Raw genomic sequence first — 13,658 nt, forward strand, 5'->3', positions numbered from 1 at the left:
GAAATATGGTTCTTAGAAAAGTTATCGATGACATGGAAGAAGAATTAAAGGTTTTTCATAAGTCGGTACGGCAACAAGGGTTTATGCAGACATTAGGAGAGATGATTTGCGAATTTCAGCAATATGATGTTACTCCGGAGGCTTTGCTGGGAAAAATAGAAACAATAAAAGATAGACCTATGTTAGAATCTAAAATAAGAGATTTATATTTGATTTTTAGCGGCTTTAAAAACTATATAAAGGAAAAGTATATAACTACAGAAGAAACTTTAGATATCCTAACATCTAAGATAGAGTCATCAACGATTTTAGAAAAAGCGCTTATTTGGATAGATGGATTTTATGGCTTTACTCCTCAGCAATATAGGATATTATATGGACTTCTTAAAAAGGTAGAAAAAATTAGCATCTCCTTAACTCTAGATCCTAGCGTAGATTTGTATTCTTCCTGTGATGAATCGGACCCTTTTTGTGAAAGTAGGAGGACTTTTGATAAATTTAATAAAATGATGGCTTTATACGGTGTAAAATTAGAGCCACCGATAAGTTTAAATAGCAAAGAAATGAGTTTTAATAAAAATGAGGAACTTTCTCATTTGGAAAGAGAGTATTTTAATTATCCCTGCATACCCTATGAAAAAGAAACAAAGTATATAAAACTTTATACGGCTTCAAATCCCCATACTGAGATAGAATATATAGCTCATTCTATCTTAAATCTTGTAAAAGATAGGGGATATCGTTATAGAGATATAGCAGTTGTAACAGGGAACATTTCTAGTTATCAAAAGATTATAGAAAGCACTTTTAAAGAATATAAAATACCATATTTTATTGATGAAAAAAAGGATATTCTAACCCACCCCTTAGTTGAACTTATAAGGGCTTCCCTAGAAATAGTTATTAGTAATTGGTCTTATGAAAGTATCTTTAGGTATCTTAAAACTAGGTTCGTAGGAATAGATGAAGAGGATATAGATCTTTTAGAAAATTATGTATTGGCATATGGAATAAGGGGAATCAATAGATGGATTAAGGAAGATTGGACCCAAAAAAACTTAGACGAATTGGAAGATATCATTGAAAAAGAATATGAAGAAAAGTTAATAAGTTCGATTAATAGGACAAGAATAAAGGTATCTGAGCCACTGATTAAATTTTATAAGAAACTAAGGGAAAAGAATCCACTTTCCATAGCAGATATAACAATAGCACTTTATGAGTTATTAGAAGACTTGGAAATTAGTAAGAGGCTTTCTGAACATATTAACCGTTTTATAGAGGAAAACAAACTAATATTAGCAAAACAAAATCAGCAGATTTGGGATCTAATTATAGAACTTTTTGATAAAATGGTAGAAATATTAGGAGATGAAGAAATCACCTTAAAGCAGTATGCAAAGATATTAGATGCAGGACTTGAACAGTGTAAAATGGGGCTTATTCCCCCTGCTCTAGATCAAGTGGTTGTTGCAGATTTAGAGCGTTCGAGGCTTCCAAATATTAAATCATTATTTGTAATAGGCATAAATGATGGTATGATTCCCTCTACGACTGGGGAGTTGGGATTATTTTCCGATGAGGAAAGAATAACTATGAATAATTTGGGAGTAGAATTAGCCCCTGATGGCAGAAGGATGGCTTTTGAGGAGCAATTTCTTATTTATCTAGGTCTTACAAAACCCGAGGAATATCTATATATGAGCTTTTCTATAGGAGATGAGGAGGGTAAGGCAATAAGACCTTCTATACTTATTCCTAGACTTAAAAAGCTTTTCCCATGTATATCTTGCGATAGCGATTTTACAGACTTAAGAGAGGAAAGGCTTATTTCATCTCCTATACCGACATTTCATCATCTAGGGAATGTTCTAAGGGATATTTTGGAGACAGGAGAATTTCCTGATATATGGAAGGATGTATTAAGCTGGTATCTTACTGAAGATGAATGGGCAGATAAAACAAAGATTACGATAAAAGGACTGTTTCACACAAACCAAGAAAACTATATGGAAAGGGAAAGTGTAAAAAAACTTTACAATGATAAAATATACTCTAGTGTATCAAGACTTGAAAAATTTGCGGCTTGCCCCTTTGGATATTTTGTGGAGTATGGTTTAAAAGCAAAGGAAAGAAAAATTTATAAATTGGGCCTTCCTGATATCGGAAGACTTTTTCATAAGGTTTTAGATGATTTTTCTAGAAAGTTAAAGGAAAAAGAAATACCTTGGAGAGAACTGGATAGGACTTTAGGAGATAGGATAATTGAAGAAAGTATTGATGATTTAGCACCTAGATTAAGCGGCGAAATACTTTTAAGTTCTGCAAGGAATAAATATTTAATAAGAAGACTAAAGAGAATTACAAAAAGAGCAGTCTGGGCACTAACAGAACATATAAAAAGAGGGAATTTTGAACCGGCAGAATTCGAAATAGGATTTGGTGAGGATTACAAACTCCCCCCAATAGTAATTAAACTTGATACAGGGGAAAAGATTATTTTGACAGGAAGAATCGATAGGGTTGATATATTAGATAAAGATAATAAAATTTATGTAAAGGTTATAGATTATAAATCTGGAAATAAAGCTTTTAATCTTGCAGATGTATTTTATGGCATACAGCTTCAGCTTCTTCTTTACCTAGATGCATTCCTAGAAAGTGGACAAGAGGTATATAATAAAGAACTTTTTCCTGCAGGGGCATTTTACTTTAAAATCGATGATCCTTTAATTCGTTCAGCTAAAGAAATGCCTAATGAAGAATTAGAAAGGCTTCTTCTTAAAAACCTAAAACTCTCAGGAATTGCCTTGGGAGATATAGACATTATAAAAGAAATGGATACTGAGCTAGAGAGATTTTCAGAGATACTTCCAGTAGAGGTTACAAGAAGCGGGATAGGAAGACGTTCTTCTACGGCAACTATGGAGGAGTTTAACAATCTAAGAGAATACGTTAGAAATATCGTAACAGAAATAGGGAAAGAAATTTTAAAAGGGAATGTAAAAATAAGCCCCTATAAAAGCAAACAGAATACTTCTTGTGATTATTGCCTTTATAAATCCGTCTGTCAATTTGATATGCTTTTAGAAGATAATAAATATAGGGTATTAAAAAACCTAAATAAAGATGAGATATGGAAAGAATTAAAGCGAGACTAAATAAAATGGGCGGTAGCAGTTTCCATACTGCATCGTTAGGGAGGATTTTATGATTGAAAAGTGCTTTTACACCGATTCGTATTTAACTAAATGGGATACCAAAATAAACGAAATAATTCAAAGAGATGATAAATTCCTAATTACCTTGGAAAAAAGCTATTTTTATCCCGGAGGAGGAGGACAACCCTCTGATAGAGGTACCATAGATGATATAAAGGTATTGGATGTTCTTGAAGAAGGAAATAAAATCTATCATGTGCTGAACAAGCTTCCGAATGAAAAAAAGGTACTCTGTAAAATAGATTTTAAGAGGCGTTTTTCTAATATGCAACAGCATACCGGAGAACATATTTTAGCAGCAACCTTTTATAAACTCTATCAGGGAGTAAGTAATGCTTTTCACATGGGTGAGGAGTACGTATCCATAGATATAAGCCTTCCGGAAGTGACTTTGGATATGCTTAGAAAGGTAGAAGATGAAGTAAATCAAATAATATATACAGATGTAGAAGTAAAAACCTATATGGTAGATTTAGAAAAATCAAAAAGTATTCCGTTAAGGAAACAGCCAAAGGTATCTGAGGATTTAAGAATTGTAGAAATAGAAGGGGTGGATTTTTGCCCCTGTTGTGGGACCCATGTGAATAGAACAGGGGAAGTTGGGATACTTAAAATATTAAAGACCGAAAAATCTAAGGGAGCAACTAGGATTTATTTTCAATGTGGTAGAAAAGCCCTAGAAGACTATCGCAAAAAACATGAAGTTATTTCTGATTTGAATGAAAGATTTTCAGCCAATGAGAACACTCTTATTGAAAAAGTGAATAAATATGTGGAAGACTTTAGGAAGTTAGAATTAGAGATAAAAGAGTTGAAACAGGAAATATCCCTAAAAGAAGCAAAGGGATTAGTAAAGGAAGCTCAGGGCCCTGTAGTGTACGGGTGTTACGAAAATAAAAAAATAGATGAAATAATGTTTATTGCAAAGCAAGTTTTCCTAAAGGGTCAATACATCTTTATAGGAATATCTCTAGAATCCAAAAAGATATTTATATCCCATAATACAGATTTAATTATACATTGTGGAAATCTCCTTAAAGAGGAAATAAAAACTTTTAATGCAAAAGGAGGAGGTAGCCCAACTCAGGCGCAAGGTAGTTTCGAAAACACGGCAGAATTACTAAAATGTGGAGATAACTTGCGTCGTATGTGTAGAGAAATGGAAGATATACAGTAAATGTAAAAAAACTATTTCCGTCACTCTTAGTGTTTTTATGCTGCTTATAAAACTTACCCTAGAAAGGATACATACCATGAAAAACCTTGTCTTAATTGGTATGCCTGGAGCAGGCAAAAGTACCATAGGAGTATTGCTTTCAAAGGCCATAAATATGCCCTTTATAGATACAGATCTTATAATTCAGCAAAACCAAAATAAATTACTTCAAGAGATTATAGAAGAACAAGGGATAGATATCTTTCTTTCCATAGAGGAAAAAGCTATCCTCCAACTTAAATCAAAAGGAAACATTATAGCTACGGGAGGCAGCGTTGTTCTTAGTGAAAAAGGAATCAAGCATTTAAAGGACAATGGCATAGTCATATACCTAAAGCTCCCCTACAGGGAAGTGGAACATAGAATCCACAATATTACCACAAGGGGGATTGTTATGAAAAAAGGAAAGACCCTTCTTCAAATTTATGATGAAAGGGTACCCCTATATGAAAAATATGCCGATAAAACCCTTATATGTATGGGTAAAAATATGGAACAGATTGTAGAAGAACTTAGGGATTTATGGGTGGAAAGTCATTCTAATCTATGAGGAGGAAGTCATATGCAGTGGACCAAACAGCAGCAGGATGCTATAGATACTAGGGGTTGTGATTTACTAGTTGCAGCAGCAGCTGGATCAGGGAAAACTGCCGTGCTGGTAGAACGGATTATAAAAATAATAACAAATACTAAAAATCCTGTAGACATCGATAAACTCTTAGTTGTTACATTTACCAATGCGGCTGCCGCTGAAATGAGGGAAAGGTTAGGAGAAACCATATCCAAGAGGTTGGAGGAGGAACCTAATAATACACATCTTCAAAAACAACTTACCCTTCTTAACAGAGCATCTATATCTACAATTCATTCTTTTTGTTTAGAAGTGATAAAAAGTAACTTTCATATATTGGATTTAGACCCTTCCTTTAGAATAGCTGATGAGGCAGAAATTATTCTTTTGAAAACCGATATTATGGAAGAACTCTTTGAAGACTTATATGAAAAGGGGGATGAAGGGTTTTATTCTTTAGTGGAAAGCTATGGAGGACAAAAGGAAGATACTAGGCTTCAAGAAATGATTTTAAACATTCATAGATTTATCCAAAGTAACCCATGGCCCAATGTTTGGGTAAGAGAAAGCATAGAACTGTTTAACCCCACTAGGGCTAATGACTTTAATGCTACAGTTTGGGCTGAAATTATTAAAGAACAAATTAAGCTAACAGCAGAGGGACTCCTAGAAATTTCTAAGCAGGCACATGAAATCTGTTTAGAACCTGATGGTCCTGAAAAATATATAGACGCAATAAAAGATGATATCAATGTTTTAGAAAGGCTTATATCTCTTTGCAGGGAAGATATCGATATTTTATACACATATATAAGTCGGATTTCATTCTCTAGCTTAGGACGTTGTTCAAAAGATACAGATATTAGTTTAAAAGAAGAGGCATCTAATCTTAGGAATTTGGTTAAGGATGGTATAAGGGAAGATATACAAGATAAGATATTTTCTAAGTCTCCTAAGGAAATGTTAGAAGATATACATAGGGTATATCCTGTTATGAAGATTTTAGGGGAAGTTATAGAAGAGTTTGCTAATCGCTTTCAGGACGTAAAAAGAGAGAAGGCTATTATAGATTTTAATGACATAGAACATTATTGTTTAAAGATACTCTTAGATGAAAAAAGTAATGCAAGAGAAGTTATACCTTCCTTAGTTGCCTTCGAACTCCAAAAAAAATATGAAGAAATTCTTATTGATGAATACCAAGACAGCAACTTGGTTCAAGAAACTATCCTTGAGGTTATTTCAAGGAAAAACAATCCTAATTTCAAATCTAATCGCTTTATGGTAGGAGATGTTAAACAAAGTATCTACCGGTTCCGTTTGGCAAAACCAGATTTATTTATAGATAAATACAATTCTTTTTCTATAGAGGAAAAAAAGAAGGAATTCAGAATAGACCTATTCCAAAACTTTAGAAGTAGGGAGAATATCCTTTATGGCGTTAATTTCTTATTTAGACAAATTATGACGCCAAATCTAGGAGAAATAGAATATGATGAAAAGGCATCTCTAAACCCAGGGGCTAAGTATCCCGATGGAGGAAATTTAGAACTTGGAGGTCCAATTGAACTGCATATGATAGAAATCGATGGCATTCAAGAAGAATTTGAAAAGAATGAGGGTATTCAAGAAGAACTTGAAGACATATCAAGGATTGAGCTTGAAGCAAGGGTAATAGCCCAAAGAATAAAAAAATTAACAGACGAAAATGAACCCCTTTGGGTTTATGATAAAAAAGCTGGTACTTATAGAAAAGTTGATTACAAAGATATCGTTATTTTACTTCGTACCACATCTAACTGGTCGAATGTGTTTATGGAAGAATTAACTAAAGAAGGGATTCCTGCGTATGCTGATGCTTCTACTGGATATTTTAATACCATTGAGATAAAAACAGTTTTAAGTTTGCTTCAAATTATTGATAATCCAAGACAGGATATACCCCTTATTACTGTTCTACGTTCCCCTATAGTTTCATTAAGCTGTGATGAATTAGTGGAGATTAAAACTTCATTTCCCCAGGGAGATTATTATGAATCAATGAAAAAGTATATCGCTGGGAGTATGGATTCTACAGAGCTAAGCAATAAACTCAATCAATTTCTAAACAACCTTAAAAAATGGAGGAGGGAAGCAGCACATATCCCCATAAACGAGCTTTTATGGATGTTATACACACAAACCAATTACTATAATTATCTAGGAGCTATGCCAGGAGGAATGCAAAGACAGGCAAATTTAAGGATTTTAAGAGATAGAGCGGCAGGATATGAAACCACCAGTTTTAAGGGATTGTTTAATTTTATCAGATTTATTGAAAAGATACAGATGAATAAATCAGATATGGGAGCGGCTAAGATAGTTGGAGAAAATGAAAACATAGTTCGTATTATGAGCATCCATAAAAGCAAGGGGTTAGAGTTTCCTGTGGTTTTTGTATCTGGCCTAGGAAAACAGTTTAATCTTAAGGATTTAAGTGAATCCATATTGCTTCACCAGGATTTAGGATTGGGACCCGATTATATAGACCACGAAAGAAGAATTTCCTTTAATACAGCCGCTAAAATTGCAATTAGAAGAAGGATGATGGTAGAAACTTTATCGGAAGAAATGCGCATTCTTTATGTTGCTTTAACAAGGGCCAAGGAAAAACTTATACTAACGGGGACAGTTAAAAATATAGAAAACAATGCCAGAAGGTGGTTAAGAATAGTAAACAATGAAGATGAAAAGATTTCGCCATATATTCTAACTCAATCAAAAACCTTCTTAGATTGGATAGGATTAGGCTTAGTAAGACATAGGGATGGTAAACCCATAAGAGATTTGGGAAACTGTTTGAAACCACCTACGGAAGTCCTCTATGAAGATACTTCTAAATGGAATATTTTTTCCTGGTCTAAAAGTGATATTAGCCTTAGAGAAGAAGGCAAGGTTAAAGAAAAAGAAAACATACTAGGAGAATTACTCAATTGGGACACACAAAAAATATATAGTTCTTCTAAAGAAGAAATATACAATAAATTATCATGGAGCTATTCTCATGGGGAAGCAGCTGCTATTCCAGTAAAAGTATCGATTTCAGAGATTAAAAGGCATTATGAACAGAGTATAACAGATGAAGAAAGTACCCCCTTCTTAGGAGAGGTGAGCTTAAAGCGGCCACGGTTTATCGAAGAGGCCAAGGGATTTACAAGTGCTGAAAAGGGTACAATAATACATTTTGTCATGAAAAATTTGGATATCAAATCTATTAATGATACGAAGGACATTGAAAACCAGCTTCTTAGTATGGAGACACGGGGATTATTAACAAGGGAAGAAAAAAATACAATCTTCATACCATCTTTACTAAGATTCTATAAATCTGAATTGGCAAGGAGGATAACAGATTCTTCTAAGGTTAAGAAAGAAGTCCCTTTTATACTTTCAATCAATGCTAATGAAATATATAAGGATTTAATATCCGAGGAAGAAATATTTATCCAAGGGATAATAGATTGTTATTTTGAGGAAGAAGACGGGATTGTGTTGGTGGATTATAAGACGGATTTTATCCAAGATAAAATCAACCCCCAAATAGAAATAGAAAAAATAATGAAGAAATATGAAATACAGATGAATCTCTATAAGAGGGCAATTGAAGAAATCACGGGGAAAGAAGTTAAAGAAAGGTGTTTATATCTTTTTAACATATCTAAAGCTGTATATTATTAAAACCCTATGGGTAGACAGTAGAATGTCTCCCATAGGGTTTTAAGGTATTATAGATTAGATTTCTGCAATTTTTGTTAGGATTTCATTACTTCTATCAATGAATTTATTCATTGATTCCGAATCTAGGGGTTGATGACTTAACATAGCTAAATCATATATCTGTTGGCAAAGCATTTGAATTAAATCCTTATCTGATTCATTATTTGATTTAGAAACAATCAATTGAATTAGTTTATTGTTCTTATTAAGGACCAAAGTTTGCTCCTTGGGGAATGATCCAGGGAAGTTCATACCTCCAAACATTTTACTCATTTCCTCCATTCGTCTTGATTGTTCGGATAGAAGAATCATGGCAGAAATGTTTTCTGATTTAAGGCTTTCGATTTGTATTTTCAAGTCTTCGTTATCTAAATTATCTTTAAAAGTCTTTTCTAGGCTTTCAACCAAGGTTTTATCATCTTTTTCGTCATTATCTTTAGTTTTATCCTTGAGGTTTTCTGAAATATCTGCATCTATTCTACTAAAGGTGATGCCATTTTCATGCATTTCTATATGGGATATAAAGGGATTGTCAATAGTCGAACTTAGGATGACTGCTTCCATATCATTTTCTTTAAATAGTTTTATATACTGAGATTGTTGACGTTCATCGGTAACATAGAACACCTTGTCCTTATGTTTGATTTCATTTCTTTCTAGATATTCTTTTAAGGATACATAATCTCCCTTTGTAGTTTTATATATGATAATATCTTTTACTTTTTCATAAAACTTGGGTTCGCGAAGAGCCCCATACTTAATGAATGGATGAATATCGTCCCAATATTTTACAAAACTTTCTTTTTGATTCTTATAAAGACTGGTTAATTTATCGGCTACTTTTTTTGTAATATAATTTGAAATTTTGGTTACATAGCCATCGTTTTGTAGAAAGCTCCTAGATACGTTTAAAGGTAAATCAGGACAATCTATCGTTCCTTTTAGTAAAAGCATAAATTCCGGAATAACTTCTTTTATATTATCAGCAACAAAGACTTGATTATTGAACAGCTTAATTTTACCCTCTATAGTTTCAAATTCATTTTTGAGTTTAGGGAAGTAAAGTATTCCTTTTAGGTTAAAGGGATAATCCATATTTAAATGAATCCAAAAAAGAGGCTCATTGAAGTCCATAAAGACCTTTCTATAAAAACTCTTATATTCTTCTTCTGTACAATCATTAGGATGCTTTACCCAAAGAGGATTAATATCATTAATGGGCTTAGGCTCCTCTTGGTTTTCTTTAGGGTCTTTTTCTTTATCATCTTCTTCCTTAACGGTTTCAAGATAAATCTCTGTAGGCATAAAACTACAGTATTTTTCTAGGATTTCCCGCAACTTATATTCATTTAAGAATTCTTTTGTATCTTCTCCTATATAAAGGGTAATGGTAGTTCCCCAATCAACTCTATTGGAAGTTTCCATTTCGTATTCTGTTCCCCCACTGCATATCCAGCGGACAGCAGTAGCATTTTCTTGATAGGAAAGAGTGTCGATTTGTACCTTTTCAGCTACCATAAAAGCAGAGTAAAAACCAAGCCCAAAATGCCCTATGATTTGATCCTTGTCCATTTTATCTTTATATTTTTCCAAAAAATCTTCAGCTCCAGAGAATGCAATTTGATTGATATATTTTTTGATTTCATCCCCTGTCATGCCAATTCCATTATCACAAATTTTGATTGTATTATTTTTTTCATCAAGAATTACTTGAATTTTATATTTTGTATCTTCAGGCATAGAAGCTTCGCCCATGGCTATTAGTTTTTTTAATTTTATAATTGCATCCGATGCGTTAGATACAAGTTCTCTAATAAAAATATCATGATCTGAATAAAGCCATTTTTTTATAATTGGGAAAATATTTTCGCTATGTATTGATAAATTTCCATTCTCACGCGCCATATTATCTCTCCTTCATATTTTTCTTATATTTATTATGTTATATCAGAAAAAACAAAAATGTCAAGGGAAAATTAGCACTCCCTACTGCAGAGTGCTAACAAAGACAATAAAATGGTCCTATATTCTATCAACATTCAAATTGGTATTACTTTTTAGTTTTATATGGTATAATTAAGATAAGGTATTAATAGCGTAATAAATAAGAGGAGGGGTATCTATGAAAATTAGGGATATTATGAACAATAAGGTACATATGATAATGCCTCAGGACACCTTAGAAAAAGCCTTGTCAATTATGGAAAGTAAAAAGGTTAATGGACTTCCCGTGGTGAATGAGGATAAAAACTTAGTAGGCTTTATTGTTAAGGCAGATATATATAGATTTTTAAGTGTTACAGGTCATTATGAAACCTGTCCTGTAGATTGGGCTATGAGTAAGGATGTTATAACGGCTATGCCTGATGAATCGATTAAGGAAGCTGCTAAAAGATTAAGAGAGCATAATATCATAGGAATGCCCGTGATAGAAAGGGGAAAAGTTATAGGTATGGTTACTCTTGAGTGTGTGGTGGATAGTTTTATAGCAAATGAATAATAGTTATTCCACCAAAATTCCAGCTTTTTTAAAAAAACTTAATACATATTTATCCCATTGATATTCACTGGACTTATCCAAGGTAAAAGCTTTTACAGCTATTCCGCTAGTGCATGAGAAATTTCCTTGGTTATATATTAAGTTTATAAACAATGCTGAAATATCCTCAGGAAATTTAGATATAATGGTTTCCCCAGCAGAGAAGATTACTTTAAAATATGTAGGGGGCCTTTCACCCTTTATGATATTAAAAATATGGGGTTTTATTTCTTCCCATAAGACATAGCTGCGATTGTATGGTTCTTGTTCATCTATAGAAATAAAGGATTTATTTAAAATACCGTCTATATTAAATTTAGTAATGGTATGAATCTCGCAGCTACGGGTTTCAAATTCATTGAATAAGTTACCTTTTAAAAGTTCATTCATGGTCTTTTTTACATCTAATATATTTAATGTAATCATAAAATGCTCCTAACCTATTACTTTAATGATATGATATTCCTAAATGTATAAAAACACAATACTCCAATATCATTACATAGATATTTTAATAAGTAAAACCCTGGGGAGATTAAAATGTCCTTGATTTAGGATTTATTTTAATTATCCCTAGGGTTTTATTTTATTTCCATAGATTTATTTTGATTTTTCTTTTATTAACAAAATATCTCCATTGCTTCATAAGGTAAGGAATAAGATAATAGTCTACACCAAAGGCTCTTCCAGCTCCGCCTAACATTGGGATAGAGGATACAAGGAACCATAAATCATTTAGTCCGGTAGAAAGTAGAAAATTAATATTCATACCTATAGATACTATTGCCGCAAGGAATGTGAATGTGCCGGTGATGAATGCCAGTCCTAGCCCTAATTCTGTAAGGATAACAATTTTTTGGAATAACATCGAATTAGGAATAATAAAAGCATCTACAAACCATGCATACCAGCTAGGCGTATGGTTAGATACTAGCTGCATAATAGAAGCTCCTGTAGTTCCATCTACGTTGCTTCCACTGAGCATAGCATATTTAAGCCAACCACTATTGATTTTTCCAATACCAGACATTAGCCACATATATCCAAGATATAATCTAAGGGGCAATAGCCAAAGGGTAGGAGATAGTTTTTCTATTTGGTTGTGAATAATGCCCTTTTTATGCTTAACTCCCCAAAGCTCATGACTAAGGTATTTTCCAATGATTTCGAAACCACCAATTCCAAATAAATAATGTAGATTTACGATATGTTTCATAAATATAGCAAAAATGCTCGATAATTTCATGCCCATTATATCGGCAACCCCATAGTTTTTACCTATAGAAACCATTACCCCATGAAGTTTTGGATTGGCTTTTTCTAAATCTTTTCCACGGACTAGATTCAAAATATTTTTGGCAGCAACTTTACCAGTTTCTAAGGCTGCTTCCACCAGGGCTGGAAGAGGTTTATTGTCCTTGGTCATAAATAGGGCAAAATCTCCAACAGCAAATACATTTTCATAGGGGGTTCTTGTATATTCGTCTACACAAACCCTTTCCCCTTTTCCTCTTTCTAAATCAAATTTATTAAGGCAATGATTTGCTTGCACTCCTCCAGTCCAAATGAGGGTATGGGAATTTATAGTATCTTTGTCGTTTAACATAAAGGAGGTTTCATCTACCTTTGTAATACGGCAATTAGTGAGGACTTCTACCCCAAGCTTATCTTTCAGGTATTTTTCAGCCTTGTTAATAAGGGACTTGTCCAAAATAGAGAGAATATCAGGGAGGGCTTCAATAAGAATAAGTCTTATTTCTTTAGGATTAATATTGTAAGTTTCAGATAAATCATTAACCCATGAAGACAGTTCTCCAATCATCTCAGTTCCTGTAAAACCTCCCCCACCAACTGCAAAGGTAAGATAGGGCCTTCTTTTTGCTGGGTCTTTTTCATTTGCCGCTTTTTCAAACATATGAGCAATATGTTTTTTTATTCTAAGGGCATCCTCATAAGACCATAAGGTAAAGCTATTTTCTTTCATTCCTTCGATGCCATAAAAATTAGGTTCGCTTCCTATACCTAAAATAAGATAATCATAAGAATAGGTATTGTTTTCTGAGATTAGCATATGATTTTTGAAATCAACTTGAGAAATATAATCATGAATTATATGAATATCTGTATATTGAAAAATCTCTTTTAAATATACCAATACGCCATCTTCTTCAATACGATTCCCAGCAATTTCATGGAGTTCAGTAAGTAGGGTATGATATGGATTTTTATCTATAATATAGATTTCGATATCATCGGATTTCTTTTTGTTTTTTTTGTAATGTCAGGGCAGCCTGGATACCGCCATAACCTGCACCGAGAATATATATCCTTTTGCTCATAAAATCATCCTCCTTA

7 protein-coding genes and 1 pseudogene are annotated in these 13,658 nt (G+C 33.1%); 5 read left to right on the forward strand and 3 right to left on the reverse strand.

What is annotated here, in order from left to right; genetic code table 11:
• From addB to addA, 4 genes are all read left to right on the forward strand, one after another.
• On the forward strand, nucleotides 1-3,161 hold a 3,161-nt coding region (addB, locus tag GX308_01845; GenBank protein ID NLK20836.1), incomplete at its 5' end, for a helicase-exonuclease AddAB subunit AddB.
• A 49-nt stretch (nucleotides 3,162-3,210) separates the two neighbouring features.
• Nucleotides 3,211-4,398 (forward strand): alanyl-tRNA editing protein, encoded by a 1,188-nt coding sequence (locus tag GX308_01850; protein ID NLK20837.1) that lies wholly within the window; start codon nucleotides 3,211-3,213, stop codon nucleotides 4,396-4,398.
• A gap of 76 nt (nucleotides 4,399-4,474) precedes the next feature.
• Nucleotides 4,475-4,987, forward strand: a complete 513-nt coding sequence (locus GX308_01855) for a shikimate kinase (GenBank protein NLK20838.1) — start codon at nucleotides 4,475-4,477, stop codon at nucleotides 4,985-4,987.
• 12 nt (nucleotides 4,988-4,999) lie between these two features.
• On the forward strand, nucleotides 5,000-8,725 hold the full coding sequence (gene addA / locus GX308_01860) for a helicase-exonuclease AddAB subunit AddA (GenBank protein ID NLK20839.1): 3,726 nt from the start codon (nucleotides 5,000-5,002) through the stop codon (nucleotides 8,723-8,725).
• Between the two features lie 54 nt (nucleotides 8,726-8,779).
• Here addA and htpG read toward each other — a convergent pair whose 3' ends face one another.
• On the reverse strand, nucleotides 8,780-10,669 hold the full coding sequence (htpG, locus tag GX308_01865) for a molecular chaperone HtpG (protein ID NLK20840.1): 1,890 nt from the start codon (nucleotides 10,667-10,669) through the stop codon (nucleotides 8,780-8,782).
• 217 nt (nucleotides 10,670-10,886) lie between these two features.
• On the opposite strand from htpG, the gene GX308_01870 reads away from it, so the two are divergent.
• Nucleotides 10,887-11,264, forward strand: a complete 378-nt coding sequence (locus tag GX308_01870; GenBank protein ID NLK20841.1) for a CBS domain-containing protein — start codon at nucleotides 10,887-10,889, stop codon at nucleotides 11,262-11,264.
• A 3-nt stretch (nucleotides 11,265-11,267) separates the two neighbouring features.
• On the opposite strand, the gene GX308_01875 is transcribed toward GX308_01870, so the two are convergent.
• Together GX308_01875 and GX308_01880 are read right to left on the reverse strand one after the other, a co-directional pair.
• Entirely contained in the window at nucleotides 11,268-11,729 is a 462-nt protein-coding gene (locus tag GX308_01875) for a hypothetical protein (GenBank protein NLK20842.1), read from the reverse strand.
• 160 nt (nucleotides 11,730-11,889) lie between these two features.
• Nucleotides 11,890-13,642 (reverse strand): annotated as a pseudogene (locus GX308_01880) (FAD-dependent oxidoreductase).
• Nucleotides 13,643-13,658 lie beyond the last annotated feature (16 nt).

It is taken from the genome of Candidatus Epulonipiscium sp. (assembly GCA_012519205.1).
Taxonomy (GTDB): Bacteria; Bacillota; Clostridia; order Lachnospirales; family Defluviitaleaceae; genus JAAYQR01.